The following is a 23,765-nucleotide window of genomic DNA, read 5'->3' as shown; positions in this document are numbered from 1 at the left end:
ATGAAGGCCGGCATCGCAGGAGGATGTCGGCCTTCGTGTTTTCTCTAGTCTCTAGTCTCTAGTCTCTTCTGTCTATCCCCGCATTCGGAACAAGTAGCTCAGCTTCATGAAAAATCCATCGTTCACCCGATCGAACTTGAGCCGCCCGCGCTCGCCTGGTTCGTGGTAGCCACCACCGTAGCCGAGGTAGACCACGGTGCCAGGATTCGGGAAGTAGGAGAAGAGCAGGTCGGTGCGCAGGTTGCCGTCCCGGAACGCCGCCGCGCGCGAGAGTGAGCCATCGCTGCCGGCGTAGTAGATCGGCAGGTTGGTCCGCCCTTCATCGCGCAACGAGTCACGCGTCTCGAGCACATACTGCGACACCAGTCGCACCTGGAAGGCGCGTGACAGCTGGTACTCGACGCGTGCACGCGGCACGATCTGCAGCGAGACGCGCGATCCGTCGCTGATCCGGTTCACCGTCTGGTGGTTGTACGACAGGTTGATCCGCAACTGGTCGCTGGGACGGATCGTGGCGCCGCCGGTGATGAAGATGATGTTCCCCGACTGCCACTCGAAGAAATTCTCGTCCTTCCCCCAGAGAATGAAGCCGTTCATCTGGAAATACTTGGACTGCGGCGTGTTGCCTGATACCAGATAGTCGCGATTCGGCAGCCGCGGCTGCTCGGGGAAGGCGGTGTAGCTGCCGTCGTTCTGCTTGATCCGGTAGCTGCCGTAGATGCTCGGATCGTAGCCGAAATTCTCATCGAGCAGCGATGCACCGAGACCCCAGCCGCCCTTGAAGCGGGCGTTGAAGTTGAAATGCATCTTGCGATCCTGGATCGGCCCGCCGTCGATCAGGTCCTGGTAGCGCCAGGTGCCGTCGAGGACCACTTCACCGGTGAGCGATTCGAGGGTCTTCGCCGGGCGGAGAATCGAGTAGCTGTTGGAGATGTTGCCGTGCGCGATGCCCGGGCGCGAGATGAACCCCGAGCTGGTACGGAAATCTTCGTCGATGCCACTCATCTGCCAGCTCGACCGGAAGGCACGCCCGTTGAAGCGATACCCCGCGCTCCAGAGCGGCGCCGTCTTCACGACACCGAGACGCTCGTTGCGCGCCATCGCCCCCGAGAAGGTGAACGAGTGCACCTTGTTGAGCACAACGCGCCCGTCGATGTCGAGCACCCGGTTCTGGTCGTCGCCGTCGTGCTGTTCGGTCCAGAGGAAGCCGAGCCGGGAGCCGGGGCCGAGGTCGCGCGAGAGCCGCACGATCCCGAAGAGCGGATTCGTCCCGTTGCGCGATGCAGCTTCGTCATCGACCGCCGCAAGCACGCCGACCTGCGTCCCCGACACCTTGCCGGTGACCTTGGTGGCAAACACCGGCTGCACGATCCGGCGGGTGTAGATCAGGTTCGATGGCGCATCGAACTGCTCGATGCCGTCGAGGAAGAACGGCCGTCGCTCGGGAAAGCCGATCGCCTGGCGCGGGTCGAAGGAGAACTGCCCCACATCGCTTTCGACCTGCGAGAAGTCAGGATTCGCCGTGGCATTGAGGGTGAGGTTCGAGGTAATGCCGTAGCGGATGTTGCCGCCGATCTCCGGCTTTCCGCCGGTGTAGTCCCACTTGCCACTCGCCCCGGTCGGCCCGCCATCGACCCGCGAGGTCAGCGTGGGGATGATGTCCAGCGCCCGGCCGGCATTCAGCTCGCTCAGCCCTTCGAGCTTCCCCGACTGCGACAGGAACGACGACGCGCCGCGCTTGGTCATCGTCCAGGTCTGTTCCTGTCCCGAGCGCTGCACCACCCGCACGACGTTGATGCCCCAGGTCTGCGTCTTCGCCTGCTGGAAGCGGATGCTCTTGAACGGAATCCGCAGCTCCACCTCATAGCCATCAGGCGTGAGTCGTCCCTTCGATTCCCAGACAAAGTCCTGCGAGAGGTCGGTGCCCTCGCGTGTCTGCGTCGCGCAGTTGAATCCGCTGCACGAGGCGCCGCGACCACTCTCGTTCATCGCCCCGTCGCCCTGAATGCCAAAGGGGTTCACCGCGAAGACGCTCGCCTGGCGGCCATCATTGAAGGTCGAGAGCAGCACCTGCAGGTTGTCGTCGCTGAAGATCTGGTCGCGCTGTGCCAGCGTGGCTCGCACGGTGCCGCTCGGCGCGAAGGCCCGAATCCCGATATGCAGGTGCGTCGGGGAGTACCAGATCAGGACTTCAGTCGAGTCGGCCGCTGCCACGCCGTCCACGGGCGAGTACTGCGAGAAGCCGGTGAGGATCGAGGCCTGCTTCCACTGCGCCTCATCGAGGTTGCCGTCGACCACAATGGCGCCAGCCAGCCGGGGTGGTCGAACCTGCACCTGGCCCGCTCGACCGGAGTGAATGCCGGGATCATCGGGACCGAGCAGTGTGGCGAGCAATAACGAGGCGAGAATCACGGGATGTCCTGCGTTCGGGTTGGGGGACGGGTCTCGGTACGCGCCGAGGGGTGACCGGGTTTCGACTCGGATTCACCAGCGCAGAGGTGAATTACCTTCAATCCATTCTCTGACAACTCCGGGTCAATGATGCCGCTCACACGCGTAACTATCGCCTTCCTTCTCGTGGTCGCCCCGCTCTCGGCACAGCGTCAGTGGCCGGCAGTGCGGCGCGACAGCCGACTCGAGGCCTCGCTCACGGCACTCGCGCGCGAGGTCAATGGTGATGTCGGCATCTACGTGCGTCACCTCAAGAGCGGCCGTGGTGCCATCATCCGCGCCGATGAACTCTTTCCTACCGCATCGATGATCAAGGTGCCGATTCTCGCCACCACCTTCGATCGCATCGAGCACGGCCAGCTCACCTTCGACTCGGTGCTGACCTGGGCCGACTCGCTGCGCTACAAGGGTGAGGACGATCTCTTCGACAAGCTCCAGAGTGGTGCGAAGATTCCGCTCAATCAGGTCTCGCTGATGATGATCACGACCAGCGACAACGCGGCGGCGCTCTGGCTGCAGGCACTCGTGGGCGGCGGCACCGTCATCAACTCCTGGCTCGCGGCCAACGGCTTCGACTCCACCAGGATGAATTCCCGAACGCCCGGTCGGCGCGACAACTGGGTGGCCATGGGCTGGGGGCAGACGACCCCGCGGGAGATGGCCGAACTCGTGGTGAAGATTCGTGAGGGGAAGGCAGTCTCGCCCGCGGCCAGCGCCCAGATGTACCGCCACCTGACCCGGATCTACTGGAACGGTGAGGCACTCTCCCAATTGCCCCCGTGGGTCCAGGCGGCCTCCAAACAGGGCGCCGTCGATCGGTCACGTTCGGAGGTCGTGCTCGTGAACGCCCCGTCCGGAGACTATGTCTTCGCCGTGATCACCCGGAACCAGAGCGATACCAGCTATGCCCCGACCAACCAGGGCTACGTCCTGCTTCGGAAGGTCTCCGCCTTGCTTTGGAAGACCTTCGAACCGAAGCATCCGTGGACCCCACCAGCCGGGGCTGAGCGTTTCACGCCGTAACGTATGCTGTGTGTTTCACTTGCCTGCGGCTCGTCACCTGCCATTGTCGGTGCCTGGTGGCGCCGCCACACACTTACAAGGAGATAGCAGATGCGGAAGGCCATTCTCGCGGGCGCACTCGTTGCCCTCGTCGCAGTCACCGCCCCACTGACGGCGCAGTCCGGCAGCTGGGAGCTCGGGTTGGGCGGCGGAGTGACACTCCCGATGGGGAATGCCGGTGACTTCTACAAGACCGGCTTCAACGGCACCGCCCTGGTGGGTTACCGCCCGGCCAGTTCCAAGATGTGGGTCGGGCTCGACGCCTCGTACCATCACTTCAGCCAGAAGGACTTCGGCATCAATATCGAGGGTGACGGCGCCAACGCCTTCGCCGCCCTGGGCCGCCTGAGCTATGACGCCGGGACCAATCTCTACGTCCTCGGCGGGCTCGGTCTCTGGCGCACCGAGAACAAGACCAATTTCAACGGGACGCTGGTGAAGGAGACCGATTCGAACATGGCGATCGAGGCCGGTGCCGGCTTCCGGCTTGGCAAGAGCCTCTTCGTCGAGGGCAAGTTCGTGAACGTCTTCGTCTCGAATAACAACCAGATGTTTGTGCCGATCACGCTGGGGATTCGTTTCTAGCAGCGAAAGAGATGTGAGACTGGAGACTGGAGACTAGAGAACGCCTCGACAGGGTTCCCCTCTAGTCTCCAGTCTCTAGTCTCTAGTCTCCCCTCCTTCGCTGTTTGCCGGTACCTTTCCGGCTTGTCCAACTCCAGACCCGACCAGTCCCCCCCGCCTGACGGCGGTTTCTCGCTGGTACCCCGACACCGGGGCGACGGCACCTTCGACGACTTCGAGGTGACCGAGGCCCACGGGATCGTGCCGCAGCTGCTCCATCGGTCACTCGAGCAGATCGTCGGCCAGCCGCTCCGGGCGATCTTTCCGATTCCCCGGGTTGAAGAGTTCATCAACGGCTTCCGGCAGGTCCTCGCCAGCGGCGTGGCACGCGAGATGGAGTACCCGATTCTGTTCGGCACCATCGACGCGACCTGGATCTGGCAGCGCGCCACGCCGGTCGCCGGCACCCTCGTCGTCGACATTCGCGATCTCACCGCGCAGCGGCGGGCTGAGGTACGTCAGGCGGCGGCGGATCAGCAGTTTGATATTCTCTTCAAGCACTCGCCACTCCCGATCATTCTGCACGCGCCCGACGGCCGGATCACCGATGCGAATCAGGCCTTCGCAACGTTGGTCGGTGATACCCGCCAGTCGATCGAGACCAAGCGGATCCAGGAGTTCCTCGACGAGCCAGTCGGCATCCCGGCCTCAGGCGAGCCCGTGCGTCGCCTGCTCACGCTCGCCGATGAGTCGAGACATCCGGTGGTCCTGCACATCGATCAGTTGCCACACGGCTATTCACTGGTGGCGATTCGGGACGTGTCGGCCAATGAGGAACTCGAGCGCGTGCGAACGCACTCCGATCTCGCGTTGCGGGAGAGCGAGGCGCGATTCCGCTCCGCCTTCGAGCAGGCCGGCAACGGCATGGCCCTGCTGTCGCCTGCCGGCCAGGTCATCGGGGTGAACCTCGCCCTCGCGTCGATGCTGGGATACGACCTCGACGCCGCCCATGCACTGACCTGGCGCGATGTCCTTCATCCTGACGAGCACGATTCGGTCGCCATCAATCTGGCGCGCGTGTCCCGCGGAGAAGCCGAATCCACGCGGGCCGAACGCCGCGGCGTCCATCGCGATGGCAGCACCGTCTGGATGCAGGTCACCGTCTCGGGGGTGCGGACGGGGACCGGCGCACCCGCACATCTGCTGGCGCACATCGAAGACATCACCGAACGCAAGCGACTCAGCGCCGCGTTGCGTGACAGCGAGGAGCAGCTCCGACTCGCCCTCACGGTGACTCGCGATGGCATCTGGGATTATCGCATTCCGGAAGGCCGCTCCTACACATCGCCTGTCTTCCGCACCATGCTCGGTTACGCCCCCGATCTGGGCTTTACCCAGGATGATTTCATTGCACTGGTGCATCCCGACGATCGCCAGCGTGTTGTCGACACACAGCAGCGCCACATCACCGTGCCGCAGATGGATCCGTACGACATCGAATTCAGGATCCTGCGCGCCGACGGTGGCTACGCCTGGATCCGGTCACGCGGACAAGTGGTGGAGCGCGACCCCCGAGGTCAGGCGCTGCGGATGATCGGCACTCATTCGGATGTGAGCGAGCGACGGATCCTCGAGGAGCAGTTCCGGCAGGCGCAGAAAATGGAAGCCGTTGGCAAGCTCGCGGGAGGTGTCGCGCACGATTTCAACAACCTGCTGACGACGATTACCGCCACGACCGAACTGCTGATGCAGGATCTCCGACCCGATGACCCGCACCGCGACGACGTGCTCGATATTGCTCTCGCCGCCGACCGGGCCAAGACACTGACGCGCCAGCTGCTCTCCTTCTCGCGCCAGGAGGTCGAGCGGCTCGTGGTGGTCGAGCTCGATGCCGTGGTCGAGCGCGTCCGGCCGTTGTTGCAGCGGCTGGTCGCGGCCGAGCAGCAGCTGGTGGTCCAGGCGACCGCACCCAATGCGTGGGTCGAGTGCGATCCGGGCCAATTCGAGCTTGCCCTGCTCAATCTGGTTGCGAACGCGCGGGATGCGATGCCGGATGGCGGCGCCGTGACGGTGCGCACCGATGTCGTGGTCCTGCGCCCGGATGACCTGCTCGCCCTGCCGCAGCTCTCGCCGGGACGCTTCGTCACCGTCTCGGTGCGCGACACCGGGCTGGGGATGTCCGAGGAAGTTCAGCGTCACCTCTTCGAACCGTTCTTCACGACCAAGCCGCAGGGAAAGGGGACCGGTCTCGGGCTCGCGATCATCTACGGCTTCATCGAACGGATGCACGGCGCGGTGCTGGTACGCAGTGCGCCCAACGAAGGCTCATCGTTCACGCTCTATCTCCCCGCCGTCGCGGTCCCGTCGGTCTCACGCCATGACACGCCCGCCACAACACGCGCGGTGTCGCGCGGCCAGGAGCGCCGCGTGCTGATCGTCGACGACGAGGCGACGTTGCGTCGCACCACGCGTCGCCTGCTGGAGCGGAAGGGATATCAGGTGGTGGAAGCCGGCAATGCCGACGAGGCGATTGCGGTGCTCGATGCGGCGCCGGTCGGATCGATCCACATCGTCCTCACCGACCAGGCGATGCCGGGCCGCACCGGCCGGCAACTCGTGCAGGAAGTCAGTATGCGCTTCCCCGACATTCGCAGCATCCTGATGTCGGGCTACACCGGCGATCACGCCGTGCGGAAGGCGCTCGGTGGCAGTGACGGCGAGACCACCTTCCTGCCCAAGCCATTCACCATCGACGAGCTGACTGCGGCCCTCGAGGCGTAGCGGCTCAGCGGCGACGCTTGATCCCCCGGACGGCCGGGGCCTCGAGCGGATTCTCCGGCCAGTGGTGCTTGGGATACCGACCCCGCAGGTCCTTCCGCACATCGAAATATCCGCTGGCCCAGAAGCTCGCGAGATCCCGCGTCACCTGCATCGGCCGCCCCGCAGGCGAGAGCAGGTGGAGCATCAATGGCACCCGACCATTCCCCACGGTCGGTGTGGTGGAGAGCCCGAACATCTCCTGCAATCGTACCGCAAGCACTGGAGCCGACGGATCGCTGTAGTCCACCGCGATCTGGGAGCCACTGGGCACCTCGATGCGCACAGGTGCGATCGCGTCGAGCACCCGCCGCTGTTCCCATCCCAGCAGGTCGAGCAGCGCGGCGCCGAGATCGACGCGCGCGAGGTCGTCCAGCTTGCGGATTCCGGCGAGATGCGGCGCCAGCCACTCGTCGAGTGAGCCAAGCAGCACCAGCTCGGAAACATCGGGCCAGCCAGTATCGAGCGCGTGGGCGAAGGCGAGGCGCTGACGCACAGCAGTTGCGTCCGCCCGCCAGGGCAGCGCGTCGATGCCACTCCGACGGATCCCATCAAGCAGCGCGGCACGTACCAGCTCGGGATCCGGTGATGCGAGCGCCTTGTCGGCAAAGACGAGCGCACCGAGCGTGGTCCGTCGGCGGCTTTGCACCGCCTGGGTGCCATCATCCCAGCGGATTTCGTCCGTGGTCGTGACCTGCTCGCCCGCGCTGGCAATCAATTCGCCCGGGTCGAGTGCGGCCGCGAGCAGGATGCGCCCTTCGCGCCCCGCATCATCGACTTGCGCCGCCACCAGCCATGCGGACTGCGCCAGCGGATCGCCAGCAGGGAGTGTCGCGCCGCGGCCATTTCGCAGCAGGAAGCGCCCCCCTGTTTCGCGTCGTTGCGCCACCCGATCGGGGTAGGCCAGTGCGAGGAGCAGCCCCGCGTCATCGGCATCGTGGCCGCTTCCGTGCGGCGGCAGGTCGAGTCGCCGGCACCACTCGGCCGCGAGCTCGCGCACCTTGCTCAAGCCCTGGCGGTCAACCGTGGCCGCACCCACAGCGGCGGCGCCACCCTGACGCTCGAGCAGGTCGAGTCGCAGCGTGACATCGGATGCGGGTGGTCCACCCGCACCGCGCAGGATATCGCGCTCTTCGAGCAACGCCGCCAGCTGAGCCGCACGACGCCCGCTCGCGGCCCCGTGCTCGCGTGCACGCAACAGCAAGTGCGCCAGCCGTGGATGCGTACCGAGCGTGGCCATCGCGCGGCCGTGCGAAGTGAGGCGCCCTTCGGCATCGAGCGCGCCGAGCAACGTGAGCAATTCGCGGCCCTGCGCAAACGCTGCGGCGGGCGGCGGATCGAGCCACTGCAAATCCGCGGGATCGGCAAAGCCGGCGGCCGCGAGTTCGAGTGCCAGCGGGGCGAGGTCGGCATCGAGAATTTCGGCGCGGGTATACGGCACCAGTCCGGCATCTTCGGCCCCGCTCCAGCAGCGCCAGCAGCTACCTGACTCGAGTCGGCCGGCTCGACCGCGGCGCTGATCGGCTGCCGCACGCGACACCCGCATAGTTTCGAGCCGAGTCATCCCGGTGCGCGGCGAGAAGCGCGGAATGCGCATCAACCCACTGTCGACCACGACACGAATTCCTTCGATGGTGAGCGACGTCTCGGCAATGCTGGTCGCGAGCACCACCTTGCGTTTCCCCGCTGCCGCAGGAGCAATCGCGGCGTCCTGCTGCGCCGGCGGGAGCGACCCGTGCAGCGGGTGCAGCGAGACGTCCGGCGGCAGGCCGTCGGCGAGCATCCCCTCGACTCGGCGGATCTCGCCGGCACCAGGGAGAAAGACGAGCACCGATCCCGCTTCGGTCGCGAGCGCTTCACGTACCACCTGCGCCACGTGCCCTTCGATGCGGGCGTGGGGCGCAGGCGTACGATGTTGCGTCTGCACCGGATAGGCGCGCCCCTCGCTCCGGATCACCGGTGCGTGGTCGAGCAGCGTCGCGACGGCATCGCCATCGAGCGTTGCCGACATCACCAGAATGCGAAGATCGTCGCGCAGCAGGGCGCGGCTCGCGAGCGTGAGCGCGAGCCCGGTGTCGGCCGCGAGAGAGCGTTCGTGGAATTCGTCGAAGAGCACGGCACCGACCCCCTCGAGCCCCGGATCATCCTGGAGCCGCCGGGTGAGGATTCCTTCGGTTACCACCTCGACCCGGGTGCGTGGCCCGACGCGGTGCTCCAGCCGGATGCGGTAGCCCACCGTCTCGCCCACACGTTCGCCGAGCAGGAAGGCCATGCGCATGGCAGCGGCACGCGCCGCGAGCCGGCGAGGCTCGAGCACCAGGATCCGGCGCCCTGCGAGCCACGGCGCATCCAGCAAGGCGAGGGGGACACCGGTGGTCTTGCCGGCACCAGGTGGCGCGACCAGCACCGCCGCGGTCGACGCGGCGAGGGTGGTAAGGATTTCGGGCAGCACCGCGTTGATCGGAAGTGACATCGCCCTGAAAGTAAGATGACAATTCGATCTCGACGCCTGGGAGTCGAAACTTTCCCCGGTGGAACGCCATCTGGTGATCGCTCCCCATTCCATTTCGTTTCGTACCGGCCTACCCCGAGGCTCCATGACCCCCGTCCGCCGCGCCCTCCTCGCGTGCGCCCTCCTCCTGAGTGTGTCCGGCCTGCAGGCGCAGGAAGGCCCACCACCCCGTACAGCCCGGCCCGATTCCACTGAACAGCTGCGCCTCTTCCTCGACTGCGCCTCATCCGGCTGCGATTTCGACTATCTCCGTACCGAGCTGAACTGGGTCAACTACGTCCGCGACCGCACTGCCGCCCAGGTGCACGTGATTTCGACGTCGCTGGGTACCGGGTCGGGTGGCCAGGAGGTGACCTTCAAGTTCATCGGCCTCAGGGAATTCGCCGGCGTCGATGACGAAGTGCGCTACACCACGGCCCAGGGCGCCAGCAGCGACGACCAGCGCCGCGAATACACCCGGGTGCTCAAGCTCGGACTCGCGCGCTACGTGCTGCGAACGCCCTATGCGAAGAACATGACGCTGGCCTATCAGCCGCCGCGGGGCGCAGGACCCACCAAGGCCGCGCACGACCCGTGGAATTTCTGGGTCTTCAGCGTCGGGGCGAATGGCTTTTTCAGTGGCGAGTCACAATCGAAATCGAGCGACTGGAGCGGCAATTTCTCCGCGCGTCGTACCACGGAGAAATGGAAGTTCTCCCTGGGCTTCTCCGGCAACACCAGCAGCTCGCGATACGATTTCGGCGACGGCGATATCTTCACCGCCAACAGCCATAGCTACTACGGCAACGGATTGATGGTTCGCTCGCTCGGACCGCATCTCTCCGCCGGTGCCACCTTCAGCGGATACTCATCCTCCCAACAGAACGTCGATCTCTCCCTCAGCGTCTCGCCCACGGTCGAGTATGACTTCTTCAAGTACTCGGAATACACCCGCCGTCGGCTGGTGGCCGCGTACAGCCTCGGCCTGAATCGCTACAAGTACACCGAGTTGACGGTGTACGACAAGAACGAGGAAACGCTGGCGTCGCAATCGCTTTCGCTTTCCTACGCTGCGCGCGCGCCCTGGGGCAATGCCAACATCGGCATTTCCGGGTCGAATTACCTGAAGGACTTTCACAAGAACCGGATGTCGGTCTTCGGGGGAATGTCGGTGCGACTCGTGAAGGGGTTGCAGTTCTCCTACAACGCGTCGTATTCGCGCGTGCGCGACCAGGTCACACTGCCCAAGGGCGACGCGACCGACGAAGAGGTCCTCCTCCGCCTCCGGCAGCAGCGCACCAGCTACCGGGCCAACGGCTACTTCTCGCTCAGCTACACCTTCGGGTCGGTCTTCAACAACGTCGTCAACCCGCGGCTCGGCAGCAGCGGTGATGGCGAGATGTTCTTCTTCTGAGCGTCGGCGCGTCCGGATGCACGAAGGGCCCGGGAGCAATGCTCCCGGGCCCTTCGCACGTCATCGTCAGCGCTGGTGATCGTCGCTGACGCGCCGGCGACTAGAAGTGAATGCCGGCCTTGGCCACGAACTGGCTGCCGTTGCCCACTTCGAGCTTCGCTTCGACGAACGGCATCATCTTCGACTTGCCGAAGTTCAGGCCGCCGATCAGGTTGAGGCCGACGTCGCTCGAGCTGCAATCGATGTTCAGAAGGCCGCAGTAGTCGCTGTCGTAGCTGAAGTGGCGGTAGCCGACACCAGCGCCGACGTACGGCTTCATCGAGGCATCATTGGTCGCGATGTTGAGCAGCGCATCGCCATTGAGCGACCAGGCCTTCAGGTTGTTGCCCGGGAAGAAGTAGTCGAAGCCGATCCGGCCACCGATCGCCCGGTTGCTCACGTCAGCGAGGTGGAACTTGCCGAAAGCGCCAACGCCGAAATCCCAACTATCCGCGTACGACGCAGCCACACCGAACTGCATGCCCTGCGCCTCTGCCTTGTTCGGTGCGAGAACAGCGAAACCGAGCGCCATGGTGGCGCCCACCATGAGTCCACGAAGAGTTGCAGCCTTCATGCGTTGCCTCCGGAGTGAGTTGGTACGGCCTGCGGGATTGGAACAGTCACATTCATTCTGAAACAACAGCGGTAATGACGCTCAATTTGGTGATTTGGTTGCAATCCTGCCAGCCTTGACAACCAGTATATCCGATCATTCGAGTCGGGATTGTAACTCCTGACCCCAGTTGAAGATGATCGCCCGACCGGTGCGTCCGCTAGCTTCCGGAATGCCGACGTTGTGGGCCACCGACATCCATCTCGACCACGCCGGTCCGGAAGCGCGCCAGGGATTTCTCGCCGCATTGCAGGAGCAGCACGGCGAAACCCTTGTTCTCACCGGCGACATCTCCCTCGCCTCGCGCTTCGTTGACGACCTCACCGCCATTGCCGGCGCCGCTGGCTGCCCGGTCTATTATCTCCTGGGCAACCACGATCACTATGGTGCGGGGGTGGGCGAGGTCCGCGACCGCGCGACCGCACTCGCCGAACAACGACCCGATATCCAGTGGCTGCCACCTGCTGGAGTTGTGACACTGGCATCCGGCACGGCGTTGGTCGGCGTCGATGGCTGGGCCGATGGGCGGTTCGGCGATCCCCTCAATACTCCGCTCGTGCTCAATGACGACCGGCTGATCGCCGAGCTCGCGGTGCACGACTCGCGACGCGCCAAACTCTTCGTGAAACGCGCCCTGGCCGATGCCGACGCCGCCCGGCTCCAGACGCTGCTCGAACGCGCGGCGGCCGTGGCGAACCGAATCCTTGTGGCGACCCACGTGCCGCCGTTCCCGGAAGCGCTGCCGACCCGCGGCCGGTTGGCATCTCCGGCCTGGCAACCGCTGCTGGTCTGCGGTGCGACCGGGAGTGTGCTCCGCCGATTCGCCGCGGGACACCCTGAGCACGATCTCACCGTGCTCTGTGGTCACACCCACGTGGAGGCGAGCGCCGCGATCCTCCCGAACCTTCGCGTGCGGGTTGCTCGTGCGCGGTACGGCGCACCAGGAGTGACCACGCTCTAGATTTCCGGCCGAGTCTATCGCCCATCGCCCATCGCCCATCGAGCCACCATGCCTCGCCCCCTGTGGATTCTCGCCTCCTTCGCGCTCTTCGCCGCCACATCACTCTCCGCGCAGAGCCCGGCACTCATCGCCGACACGACTGTGCACGCCGGCGTTCTCCCCAACGGCCTGCACTACTATATCAAGCAGAACGCCACGCCGGCTGCCCGACTCGAATTGCGCCTCGTGGTCCGCGCGGGATCGGTCCTCGAGGATGACGACCAGAAGGGACTGGCCCACTTCGTCGAGCACATGGCATTCAACGGCACCACTCGTTTCGCGAAGAACGACCTGGTGCAATATCTCGAATCCATCGGCGTGCGATTCGGCGCCGACCTCAACGCCTCCACTTCCTTCGATGAGACCGTCTACATCCTGCCGGTGCCGAGCGACAAGCCGGCAATTGTGGAGCGTGCGTTCGACATCCTGCAGGACTGGGCGACCGGCGTCCGTTTCGACTCCAGCGAAGTCGTGAACGAGCGCGGTGTAGTTCTCGGCGAGTGGCGCAGCGGGCTGGGCGTCGGCTCGCGCCTGCGCGACAAGGAGTTCCCGCTCCTCTTTGCCGGATCCCGCTACGCCGAGCGGCTCCCGATCGGTGACACGGCCACGATCGGCCACGCGGAGCCGTCGCCGATCCGTCGCTTCTATCGCGACTGGTATCGCCCCGACCTGATGGCCGTGGTCGCCGTGGGCGATGTCCCTGTCGCGCAACTCGAGGCCCTCATCCGCGATCGCTTCAGCGCGCTTCGTTCGCCCGCATCTCCTCGGCCGCGGATCGACGCGCCGGTGCCGGAAGTCGCCGGCACGCGCTTCTCGATCGCAACTGATCCGGAGCTCACCAGCGAGTCGATTCAATTGCTGGTTCGGCGACCGAGCCTTCCCGCCTGGCGTCTCGAGTCCGATGAGCGTCGCCAGCTGGTGAGTTCGCTGGTCTCCAGCATCGCCGGGCAGCGCCTCTCCGATCTCGCGCGGAAGCCGGATGCGCCGTTCGTCGGCGCCTTCTTCGGCCCATCGCGCCTGGTGAGAGATATCGAAGTGTTCGCGCTCACGGTGAACGCGAAGGAAGGGAAGAGCAAGGAAGCCTTCGAGGCAGTGCTCACCGAGCGTCGACGTCTCGACGCGCACGGCGTGCTCCCGGCCGAACTCGAACGGGCCAAGGCCTCGCTGCTGCGCGGACGCGAGCAGTCAGCCGCCGAACAGGACAAGCAGTTTTCCGGCTCCTTCGTCAACCAGCTGGTTGATGCCTTCCTCAACGGCAACACCGTGGTCTCCGCCCGCACTCGCCTCGAACTCGCGCAGCGCCTGTTGCCTTCCATCACGCGCGATGAAGTGAACGCAACGATTCGCGGCAGCGCACGCGGAACCGATCGCTTCCTGGCCGTCCGCGCGCCCGAGAAATCCGCGGCGGCAATGCCGACCCGCGAACAGCTGCTCGCCATCCTTGATCGCACCGACACTGCGACCGTCGCGCCGTGGACCGAGACCACCGTTGCCGGCCCACTCGTCCCGGTGCAGCCGACTCCCGGACGCATCGTGAGCACCCGCCAGCATCCGACGCTGGGCATCACCGAATGGCGGCTCTCGAATGGTGCGCGTGTGCTGGTGAAGCCCACCGATTTCAAGGCCGACCAGATCGTCGTGGGCGGCAGTGCGCCGGGCGGCCTCTCGCTCCTCGAGGACAAGGACCTCATCAACGGGATGCTGGCGACTGCGATCGTGCAGCAGAGCGGCTATGGCCAGTTCGATGCGCCCTCGCTTCGCCGACGGATGGCGGGCAAGGTCGCCGTCACCTTTCCCATCATCTCGGAAACGACGCAGGAACTCGGTGGCCTCACCGCCCCGAAGGACCTCGCGACCTTCTTCGAACTCCTCTACCTCACGGTCACTGCGCCACGGCTCGACTCTGCGGCCGTGGCGGCATTCCGGAGCCAGGTCCGGACCGCACTCGCCAATCGCGACCTCCAGCCCGCGACCGCGTTCTCGGACACTGTGACTCTCACGATGGGAATGAACTCACCGCGGTCGCAGCCGATGACCCTCGCCCGCTTCGAGACGCTTGACGTCAATCGTGCCCTCGCGATCTACAAGGAACGCTTTGCCGATTTCAGCGACTGGACCTTCACCATCGTCGGTAACGTGAACCTCGACTCGCTGCGTCCGCTGGTTGAACGCTGGATCGGCGGCCTGCCAGCCAAGGGTCGTCACGAGAAGTGGCGCGATCGCTCGGTCGGGCCGCCCGCGGGGCAGATCACCAAACTGATTCACAAGGGGAAGGAACCGGTCAGCACCCAGGTTGTCTTCTTCACGGGCAAGGCCGAAGTCACAACCTCCGCCGAGGAGCTCGCGGCCGATGCGGTCGGGGAGATCCTGCAGACGCGATTGCTGGAGAAGTTGCGCGAGGCGATGGGAGCGACCTATGGCGTGCAGGTCAACACCAACGTCACCGCCATCCCGAAGCAGCAGTACCAGACGGTGATTTCCTTCACCTCGACGCCGGCTCAGGCCGACACACTCTGGGCCGCCGCGTTCGACGTGATCACGGCGCTCCGCGCCGATGGTCCGACCGGCGACGAGCTCCACAAGTATGTCGAACAGGCGCGGCGCAGCACCGAGGTCGACGTCAAGACCAATTTCTGGTGGTCAGGAATGATTGGGGACCACACCGAAAAGGGCGCGCCGCTCGAGGAGATCCTCGGCTGGGGTGCGCGCCTCGACGCGCTGACCCCCGCGATCGTGCAGGACGCGGCCCGGAAGTATCTCGACCCGACCCGCGTCGCCCGCTTTGTGCTGCTGCCGGAAAACAAGCCGGTACCGTAGCGAATTGTGCTGGCGCCGCGCCCTGCGCGGCGCAGATCATCGGACCGACGGAAGCCTGGGGGTTCGAGTGGGGGCGAGATCTGCGCTGCGCCAGGCGCGGCGCGAGCAACGGTCGGCCGTAAGATCGGTTTAACTTGAGCCATGCCCCGTCACCGCTCCCCGCGTCGCTGCTCGAGCACGCGATCGATGCGGCGCTGGCGCCCGGTGCGGCCGATACTTTGAAAGCGGAGACCGCGGTCTCCCCGAAGCGACTCGCTGGCGCCTGAGCCGGATCTGGAGTGAACAACTGCTTGGAGTCAAAGGAGACACCTGATGACGCATCGTCCCAACCTGCTCGTCGCCCTGTTGCTTGCCACTGTTGCGCCAGCGCTTGCCGCCCAGGTGCGGCCCCGCCCCGACCCGATGCCCGAACGCACCGCCGACTGGGGCATCGCTGGCGGGCAGGTCAAGCAGCTCCCCGCCCGGGCACCGCGCCGACCGGTCGCCGCGCAGTTCGACTCCCTCGGCCAAATGCCCATCGGATCGGTCGGCGACACCGTCACGCTCTTTCTCTTCGACAACGGCGCCACCCTCTCGCGCGCGAAGCAGGCCACCATCGCCTCGCGGCAACGCTTCGATCCGCCGCTGTCGTGGCGAGCCGCATGTGACGAGAAGGCGCACCCAGGCTGGCTCTTCGATCTCAATGCTCCGGCCACCTCGGCATTCGCCGTCGTGATCCCCGGCGCCCACGGAATGCCGACGCAGCGCACCCCACCACCACTCGCGCGCGCTGGTGGGTTCAGCTCCTACCGGCGCTGGGCCGACTCGGCATTCGCGCGGTACAAGACGGCGATCAATCCGAAAACCGAACGCGCTGCGGGCTTTCTCTTCTACTCGTTCTACTCCGATTCACTCGACGCCGGCTTCCGCAAGAAGCAGCTCTTCGGCGTCCGCGGCCCTGGCGGCTACAACCTCGCCGTCTACTCGGCCTGGCTCCGCGACGATTACGCCGACGGCACACCGAACACCACCGGCACCTGGATCATCGATGGCTGGGGCAATCCGATCGCCCGCAGCAGCGGCAACGTCGACATTTACGGCACCGTCGACGCCGACAAGGATGGCATCGACGAGATCATCACGTCGAGCGGAATGATTCGCTGGGATGGTACCCGCTGGAAGTTCCCGCCGGTGTATGCCGACGAGCCCTGTCTCTTCCACAAGGTGATGGCGCCGCCGCGGGGAGTGCGCCCATAAAGCCGCAGCGCACCGCGATCCTGCTGGCGTTCCTGACACTCTACGTCGTCTGGGGCTCCACCTACCTCGGCATCCGGATCGCGGTCGAGACCCTGCCACCCTTTCTCCTGGCAGGAGCACGATTCACGATCGCCGGCAGCGCCATGCTGCTCTGGGCCTGGAGCCGCGGAACGCGTCTGCCGACACAGCGCGAGTGGCTCGGGGCGGCAGGTGTTGGTTTCTGCCTGGTGACGCTGAGCAACGCCCTCATTGTCTACGTCGAAGAGCGTATTCCCTCCGGCGTCGTGGCGCTCTTCGCTGCCGGGTCGCCGCTGCTGATCGCGCTCTTCACCCGCCAGCGCACCGGTGTGCCGCTTGGCAATCGTCGCATCGGGGGACTCGCACTCGGCACCATCGGTCTCATCCTGCTCGGAAGCGCCACCCTCACCGCCGTGCACGATGTGCCGCGACTCGTGCTCATCGCGATCGCGATGATCGCCTGGGGTGTGGGAGCAACGTATGGTCGCGACTGGCCGCACGCGCCCGACCTGCTGATGAGCAGCGGGGCGCAGATGCTCGCTGGCGGATTGATTGCGCTCACGGCCGGGACCCTGCTCGGGGAGATCAGCGCGTTCGACCCGCACGCCGTGTCGCTGCGCTCCGTGCTGGCGTGGAGCTACCTCACCGTTTTCGGATCGATGCTCGCCTACACCGTCTTCCAGTGGCTCATGTCCCACGTCGACGCGACCGCGGTGGCGAGTTACACCTACATCAATCCCATCGTGGCACTCGGCCTCGGCGCCCTCTTTGCCGGTGAACGGATTGGCGGCCGTGTCGTGGCCGCGACGGCGTTGCTGGTGCCAGCGGTGGTGCTGGTGGTGACTGGTGGAGCCACCGCCACCGGGGCAGCAGACACGCATTCGGCCGACAGGTAAACAGCGAGTACACACCGCGTATCTGCCCGAAACCAGCCCCTGCTGCACCCGTAGAATTGTCGCATGTCCCCAGCCACACGATGGTACCGAACCGCGCTTGTTGCGCTGCTCGCTGCGGGAGCAGCTCCTGCAGCAGCACAGCGCGATTCCACGCCGGGTCCCCGCATCACTCATTCGCTCATCTATCACGACCAGCTTCGTCGAGTCATCCTCGTCGACGGCTACGCCTCGCCGCAGATGCCCGACTCCACGGAACTCTGGAGCTGGGACGGCGCGGTGTGGTCCCGACTTCCCGGCGCAGGTCCCACCGCACGCAGCGCGAGTGCCGCGGTCTACGACACCCAACGTGATCGACTCATGCTCTGGGGTGGCTGGGTCGGCAAGCAGGGCGGCCTGCGCAACGACACGTGGGAGTGGGATGGCGCCCGCTGGCGTGCCGGAAGCGACAGCACACCGCGGCCTCGGGGACACTTCGCGATGGCCTATGACGAAGCACGCGGAGTCACTCTGATGTTCGGGGGCGACGATCGCAGCGGACCTGCGTGGCCGAGTAATAGCTGGAGCTGGAACGGCATCAACTGGCGGCAGGTTGCCACCGCCGGCCCACCGGGCCGCGCGGTCACCGCGATGGCGTACGACAGCAAGCACAAGGTCGTCCTGCTCTTCGGCGGGGTCGGACTCTCACCCGCTGAAGGTCAGCCCCAGCCATCGTTCGGGGACACCTGGGTGTGGAACGGGCAGTCGTGGCTACAGCGAGCGGTGACTGGCCCGTCGCCGCGCAATCGTCACGCCATGACGTTCGACCGACGTGCCGGTGTCGTGCTCCTCTACGGCGGGAACAGCGGCGGCCGAGCCGGGATGTCGGAGGAACACGGCGACATGTGGCAATGGGATGGCGAGCACTGGACGGAAATTCCTCTCACCGGACCAACACCGGGACCGCGCTCACTCCACGCCATGGCCTACGATGCGGCGCGCGGCGTCACCGTACTCTACGGCGGGAGCAGCAACGGCGAGTTGATGAGCGACACCTGGGAATGGGATGGGCATCGATGGCAGAGAATCATTCCCCGATGATGCGAAGCAAGGTCACCGTCTCCCTGTTTCTGCTGACGGCCGTCGCACACGCTCCTGCTGCGCTGGCCCAGACCGAGGGCGCGCCGCCACACGCCTACTCTGCTGCCGGCGCCTTCGACCCTGCACGGGGTCTCGTCATCTTCGGCGGCTTCCTGCGCGGCGGATATAGTGGCGACACCTGGGAGTTTGCCGGCGATCGCTGGAGCCGTTCGACCAGGCCAGGGCCGAGCGGACGGAACGGGCCCGCGATGGTATACGACTCCTCCCGGCATCAGCTCGTCCTCTTCGGTGGCGATACCCGCACCACCGGACCGCTCGGCGATACCTGGCTACGTGACGGCGAGCAGTGGCGAGAGATCGTCACCGCTGGCCCACCGGCACGATCCGTCTTCGCGATGACGTGGGACAGCAAGCGATCCCGAGTGGTCCTCTTCGGAGGCGCCGGCACCGCCGGACTGCTCAATGACACCTGGGAATGGAATGGTGCGCAGTGGTCACGCCGAGCGACCGACGGCCCGTCGGCGCGCACCCTGCATGCGATGGCATTCGATCCGGTTCGCGGCCGCGTCGTGTTGTATGGCGGCGCCGCGGTGCTCGATCCTGAGGCTTCCGCACTCGATGACACCTGGGAATGGGACGGCACCACCTGGCGTGAGATCCGGGTGCGGGGACCCGGTGGCAGAAATCATCACGCGATGCACTGGGATCCTGCGCGGCGAGTGATCGTCCTCTACGGCGGGATGGGACCCGGTGGCGAACACGGTAACGAGACCTGGGGCTACGACGGCACGACCTGGCGTCGACTGCCGATCGATGGTCCGCGTCGCCGCTTCCCGGTCATGGCCCTCGATTCACGTGCGGGTTCGCTGTTGCTCTTCGGTGGCTTCGACGACCAGCCATCGAGCGATCTCTTCCGGCTCGGCGCGCGAGGGTGGTCGCTGCTCACGCCGAAATAATCGGCGTCACCCTGTTCGCCTCAGGACCTCACCACCCGCACCGGAATCCCACCGTTGGTCGTCCGCAGCGCCTCGTGCAACGGCAACCGCAACTGCGCATCAAGCATCCGGTCGGCGCTCAACATCGTGAGATGCCACCCCGGCCGCCGCTCCGCCATCACCCGACCGAGCGTGGCGTAGAGATCGCGCAACGCTGTCCGTTCACCGATCCGCGCGCCGTACGGTGGATTGGTCACCAGCCACCCTTCACCGTCGTCGGTTGGCAGTTGCGACAGTGATTGCCGTGAGAAGCTCACGTCCGCCGACACCCCCGCACGCTCGGCGTTGGCGATGGCAGCGGCGATGGCGCCGGCATCGCGATCGTATCCCGCGATCACCACGCGAGACAGTGGCAGCTCGAGTGCTTTGGCGTGCGCACGCTCGGCACTCCAGATCGCGGCCCGCCCGGTCGCCGTGGTGCCGATGCCGGGCCACGATTCGGCCGCGAAGCGCCGACCGCGCCCTGGCGCCATCCGGCGTGCCAGCAGCGCTGCCTCGATCGGAATCGTCCCCGAACCACAGAACGGATCCATCAGCGGACCGCGCGGCGATTCCTCGCCGCTCCACCCGCTCGCGGCAATGAGGGTGGCCGCCAGCGTTTCGCGCAGTGGCGCCTTCGCGACCGCCTGACGCCAGCCGCGCAGGTAGAGCAGCGCACCGGAAGCGTCGGCCGAGAGGGTGACCTGATCCCGGAAGACCCGGACGATCACCCGCTGCACCTCCGGCAGGGCAGCAACGTCATCCTCGAGTTCCTCGGCCACCGACGGCGCGCGAATCGCCGTCACGCCCGCCACTGCTCCCGCGACGCTCCGTTCGAGTCGTTCGGCAATGCCGTCCTGATGGTAGAGCTTCGATTTCTTCGAGGTCACCCGGAAATGCACCGCCCCGCCCGGCGTCACGACATCTCCCCATGCCACTCGCTTGGCGTGCTTCTCCAGTTCGGCAAACGAAGTCGCCCGGAACTCGGCAAGTCGCACGGTGATCCGGTTGGCGGTCCGCAACCAGAGCAGCGCCCGGGCGAGTTCGGCCGCGCTGGCGGTGAACTCCACCCCGCCCGGCTCAGAGGCGCCCGGCGTGAGGCCCAGACGCACGAGTTCGGCCGCTGTCAGCAGCTCGACGCCGGGCGCGGTCATCGCCCAGCAGGAAAGACGTTCGGGAAGAGGCACGCCGGAACGTAACGGGTGGCGCGGGGCGGCGGGGCGGGTATTTTCGTGACGGCCCGACCAGCGGGCCCACCAGTGCAGCGACAGCAGATCACGTGGGGAGGCGCAGTGTCCCAGTCGGGCCCGATTTCACAGTTCGTTCGCCATCACTACCGCCACTTCAACGCGGCGGCTCTGGTCGACGCGTCGACCGCATATACCGCCCACCTCGACGGTGGCGGCAAGATGATGATCACCCTCGCCGGTGCGATGAGCACCGCCGAACTCGGCCTCTCCCTCGCCGAGATGATCCGGCAGGACAAGGTGCAGATCATCACCTGCACCGGCGCAAACCTCGAGGAAGACATCTTCAACCTGGTGGCGCACGACTACTACGAGCGCGTCCCCAACTATCGCGACCTCACACCGGCAGATGAGCAGAAGCTGCTCGATCGTCACATGAACCGTGTCACCGACACCTGTATTCCCGAGATGGAAGCGATGCGCCGGCTCGAGACAGCGGTGCTCGATGAGTGGGTTGCGGCCGACAAGGCCGGCGAGCGCTACTTCCCGCACGAGTTCTTCTATCGGGTGCTGCGCAGCGGCAAGCTCAAGCAGTACTACCAGATCGACCCGAAGGACTCCTGGCTGCTGGCGGCTTGCGAGAAGAACCTGCCGATCGTGGTTCCCGGCTGGGAAGACTCCACTCTCGGCAACATGTTCGCGGGCCACGTCATCTCGGGTGATGTGAAGAACGTCCACACTGTGCGCACCGGCATTGAGTACATGATGGTGCTCGCCGACTGGTACACGAAGAACAGCAATGTCCCGGGCGGCATCGGCTTCTTCCAGATCGGTGGCGGGATTGCGGGCGACTTCCCGATCTGTGTTGTTCCGATGCTGCACCAGGACTTGCAGCGCGATGACATTCCGGTCTGGGGCTACTTCTGCCAGATCTCGGACAGCACCACCAGCTACGGCTCCTACTCCGGCGCCGTGCCGAACGAGAAGATCACCTGGGGCAAGCTCGCCATCGACACGCCCAAGTTCATCGTGGAAAGCGACGCCAGCATCGTGGCGCCGCTGATGTTTGCGTTGATCCTCAACTGGTAAGAGGAGAAGGGGGAAGGGGGAAGGGAGAAGGGAGAAGGGAGGAGCGGTTGTCATCCTGAGCGGAGCCCGCGAAGCGGGCGAAGTCGAAGGACCTCTCGCTTTCTCCACTCTCCCTTCTCCCTTCTCCCTTCTCCCTTCCCCCTTCTCCCTTCTCCTCTAGTCTCTAGTCTCTAGTCTCTAGTCTCTAGTCTCTAGCAAGGCATCCACCTTCCGCCCCACGTGCTTCAGTGCCTCGATCCCTTCGGTAATGCTGTTCGCGGCGATCTGGCCGGCGCGCAGTTTCATCAGGTCGAGTCGCAACGTCTCGAGGCCCATGATCGCGTCGATGCGATGCGAATCAGCCACGTCGAGCGCGCGCGCCGAGAGGCGATCAATCAGCCCGGGAACCTCAGCCAGTAGGCTCTGTTCGGCGGAGGGCAGCGCGTCGTAGAGCTCGTGGATCGCGCCGCCGAGGGCCAGCGCCGTCGGTTCGCCCGAGGAGGGGAGTTGGCGCACGCGGCCTTGCCCGAGCGTTGCGCCACCCCAGAACCAGCGTCCCACCCGCGTCCCGAGGAAGCGACCCCACCACGATCCCTTCACACCGTGGAGCTGCACCAGTCGGCGGACCGTCACCACCGGAGCAATCAGCGCCAACAATATGAAAATGATGGCGAACCAGTCATTGACTTTCACTGTGCCGACGATGCCGAGGAGCGTTGCGGTTACACCGAGGCCGTTCACGGCAACGGGTCGGTCCCACAATCCTCCGAGCCGGCCCGTGGGAACTCGAGACATCTCTTCAAGTTCACCATCGAGCTGCCGGACGGCTCGCAGTGCGGCCTCGCGCGAGTAGCCCGACTTTGCCAGTTGCCGGATTGCGGTCGCCTGCAGCACAAGCAGGATCACCGCCATTCCGGCTCCGAGCGCTGCGACGACCGTGAAGAGCGTGGTGGCGATGCCGAGGAAGTCGTGCCGGACCACCATGTCGATCATCAACGCCGCGGCCGCGGCGCTGCCGGCGCCACCGGCAACCGCGGTCATCCGGTCGCTATACTCAACGGCCTCATGTGCGAATTTGCGGAGCGACACCGGAAGCTGCGGCTCCAGTGCGCGTGCGGCGTGCAGCGCTGATGCAAACTCCTCGACCGTGGCCCAGCGTGAAGTCGGGTCCCGGGCGATCGCCCGATCGATGACCGCTGCGGATGCCACGGCCAGTGCTGGAACCAGCGTCCGGATTGACGGCGCGTCACTTCCTGCCTGCTGCGCCAGCAGCGCGCGTCCTTCGGCGCCCTCGAAGGGTCGCCGGCCCGCGAGCGCCGTGAACGCGGTGACACCCAGCGCATAGACATCCGCACGCACATCGGGCGAACCACCGAGCGCCTGTTCCGGACTCATGTAGTGCATTGTGCCGACGGCCGTGCCGGCCGGGGTATCGCCCTCGCCCACCGCAGCGATGCCGAAGTCGGTCACGACGGCGCGGTCGCCTCCCTCTTCGAGCAGAATATTGTCGGGCTTGATGTCGCGATGGATCACGCCGCGCGCGTGCGCGTGCGCGATGGCCCAGCTCACTTCCTGTGTCACTCGCAGCGCTTCGGCCATCGGCAACGCCCCGTGTGCATGGAGCCGCTCGCCAAGCGTTTCGCCCTCGACGTAAGCCATCACGAAGAAGACCAGCGCTTCCTGCGACTCGACCGCGTGAATCGGCACGATGTGAGGATGTGAAAGTTGAGCGGCGGTGCGCGCCTCGCGGAGAAAGCGATCCCGGAGCGAGGCGTTGGCAGCGAGGGCGGGAGGAAGCAGCTTGACGGCGACCAGTCGGTCGAGGGCGACTTCGCGGGCCAGAAAGACGACCCCCATACCGCCCCGACCCAGCTCACGGACCAGCGAATAGCGACCGGCGACGGCGGTCTGGAGGGCGAGAAACTCTGGGGACACCGATTCCGAGGCCATTGGGATTCCAGAATGAAACGTGAGGGGTCCCTACGGCGGCAACCCCTGGCTGTTTCGGGGCCCTCCCTTCCCCCTCCCCCCTTCCCCCTTC

The 23,765-nt window shown here is 65.7% G+C and carries 17 protein-coding genes; 12 read left to right on the top strand and 5 right to left on the bottom strand.

All coding sequences use genetic code 11. The annotated features are described in order from the left end of the window. Positions 1-72 precede the first annotated feature (72 nt). Entirely contained in the window at positions 73-2,412 is a 2,340-nt protein-coding gene (locus V4558_06505; GenBank protein ID MES2305137.1) for a DUF5916 domain-containing protein, read from the bottom strand. Positions 2,413-2,538: 126 nt separating this feature from the next. On the opposite strand from V4558_06505, the gene V4558_06500 reads away from it, so the two are divergent. The 3 genes from V4558_06500 to V4558_06490 all read left to right on the top strand — a co-directional run bounded on the left by V4558_06500 (position 2,539) and on the right by V4558_06490 (position 6,858). Then, positions 2,539-3,474: a serine hydrolase gene (locus V4558_06500; protein MES2305136.1), complete on the top strand. Its 936-nt coding sequence runs from the start codon at positions 2,539-2,541 to the stop codon at positions 3,472-3,474. A 90-nt stretch (positions 3,475-3,564) separates the two neighbouring features. Then, a complete protein-coding gene (locus V4558_06495) occupies positions 3,565-4,098 on the top strand; it encodes an outer membrane beta-barrel protein (protein MES2305135.1) in 534 nt (177 codons plus the stop codon). Positions 4,099-4,221: 123 nt separating this feature from the next. Then, positions 4,222-6,858, top strand: coding sequence for a PAS domain S-box protein (locus V4558_06490; GenBank protein ID MES2305134.1), 2,637 nt, complete (start codon positions 4,222-4,224; stop codon positions 6,856-6,858). Positions 6,859-6,862: 4 nt separating this feature from the next. On the opposite strand, the gene hrpB is transcribed toward V4558_06490, so the two are convergent. Further along, entirely contained in the window at positions 6,863-9,367 is a 2,505-nt protein-coding gene (gene hrpB / locus V4558_06485) for an ATP-dependent helicase HrpB (GenBank protein MES2305133.1), read from the bottom strand. 124 nt (positions 9,368-9,491) lie between these two features. Between hrpB and V4558_06480 the strand changes: the two genes are divergently transcribed. Then, positions 9,492-10,799, top strand: a complete 1,308-nt coding sequence (locus V4558_06480) for a hypothetical protein (GenBank protein ID MES2305132.1) — start codon at positions 9,492-9,494, stop codon at positions 10,797-10,799. 100 nt (positions 10,800-10,899) lie between these two features. On the opposite strand, the gene V4558_06475 is transcribed toward V4558_06480, so the two are convergent. After that, positions 10,900-11,412 carry a hypothetical protein gene (locus tag V4558_06475; GenBank protein MES2305131.1) on the bottom strand — a complete coding sequence of 171 codons (513 nt, stop codon included), beginning with the start codon at positions 11,410-11,412 and terminating at the stop codon, positions 10,900-10,902. Between the two features lie 211 nt (positions 11,413-11,623). On the opposite strand from V4558_06475, the gene V4558_06470 reads away from it, so the two are divergent. The 7 genes from V4558_06470 (at position 11,624) to V4558_06440 (ending at position 19,451) form a co-directional block, all read left to right on the top strand. After that, the gene (locus V4558_06470; protein ID MES2305130.1) at positions 11,624-12,412 is read left to right on the top strand and encodes a metallophosphoesterase; all 789 of its coding nucleotides are present in this window, start codon (positions 11,624-11,626) and stop codon (positions 12,410-12,412) included. Positions 12,413-12,460: 48 nt separating this feature from the next. Continuing rightward, positions 12,461-15,268, top strand: coding sequence for an insulinase family protein (locus tag V4558_06465; GenBank protein ID MES2305129.1), 2,808 nt, complete (start codon positions 12,461-12,463; stop codon positions 15,266-15,268). Positions 15,269-15,402: 134 nt separating this feature from the next. Then, a complete protein-coding gene (locus V4558_06460) occupies positions 15,403-15,534 on the top strand; it encodes a hypothetical protein (GenBank protein MES2305128.1) in 132 nt (43 codons plus the stop codon). Between the two features lie 46 nt (positions 15,535-15,580). Next, positions 15,581-16,504: a hypothetical protein gene (locus V4558_06455; GenBank protein MES2305127.1), complete on the top strand. Its 924-nt coding sequence runs from the start codon at positions 15,581-15,583 to the stop codon at positions 16,502-16,504. Continuing rightward, positions 16,408-17,418, top strand: a complete 1,011-nt coding sequence (locus tag V4558_06450; GenBank protein ID MES2305126.1) for an EamA family transporter — start codon at positions 16,408-16,410, stop codon at positions 17,416-17,418. The genes V4558_06455 and V4558_06450 overlap by 97 nt, the downstream gene beginning before the upstream one ends. Before the next feature lie 63 nt (positions 17,419-17,481). After that, a complete protein-coding gene (locus V4558_06445) occupies positions 17,482-18,495 on the top strand; it encodes a hypothetical protein (protein MES2305125.1) in 1,014 nt (337 codons plus the stop codon). Continuing rightward, positions 18,492-19,451 (top strand): kelch repeat-containing protein, encoded by a 960-nt coding sequence (locus tag V4558_06440; protein ID MES2305124.1) that lies wholly within the window; start codon positions 18,492-18,494, stop codon positions 19,449-19,451. Before V4558_06445 ends, V4558_06440 begins: the two co-directional genes overlap by 4 nt. A gap of 20 nt (positions 19,452-19,471) precedes the next feature. On the opposite strand, the gene V4558_06435 is transcribed toward V4558_06440, so the two are convergent. Then, a complete protein-coding gene (locus tag V4558_06435; GenBank protein MES2305123.1) occupies positions 19,472-20,656 on the bottom strand; it encodes a THUMP domain-containing protein in 1,185 nt (394 codons plus the stop codon). A gap of 105 nt (positions 20,657-20,761) precedes the next feature. On the opposite strand from V4558_06435, the gene V4558_06430 reads away from it, so the two are divergent. After that, a complete protein-coding gene (locus V4558_06430; protein ID MES2305122.1) occupies positions 20,762-21,745 on the top strand; it encodes a deoxyhypusine synthase family protein in 984 nt (327 codons plus the stop codon). 177 nt (positions 21,746-21,922) lie between these two features. On the opposite strand, the gene V4558_06425 is transcribed toward V4558_06430, so the two are convergent. Next, positions 21,923-23,674, bottom strand: a complete 1,752-nt coding sequence (locus tag V4558_06425; protein ID MES2305121.1) for a serine/threonine-protein kinase — start codon at positions 23,672-23,674, stop codon at positions 21,923-21,925. Positions 23,675-23,765: the final 91 nt, after the last annotated feature.

The sequence above is a fragment of the Gemmatimonadota bacterium genome, assembly GCA_040388535.1.
GTDB lineage: Bacteria > Gemmatimonadota > Gemmatimonadetes > Gemmatimonadales > GWC2-71-9 > Palsa-1233.
Note: the sequence above shows the minus strand (reverse complement) of the source record. Positions and strands in the feature narration are given on the sequence as shown.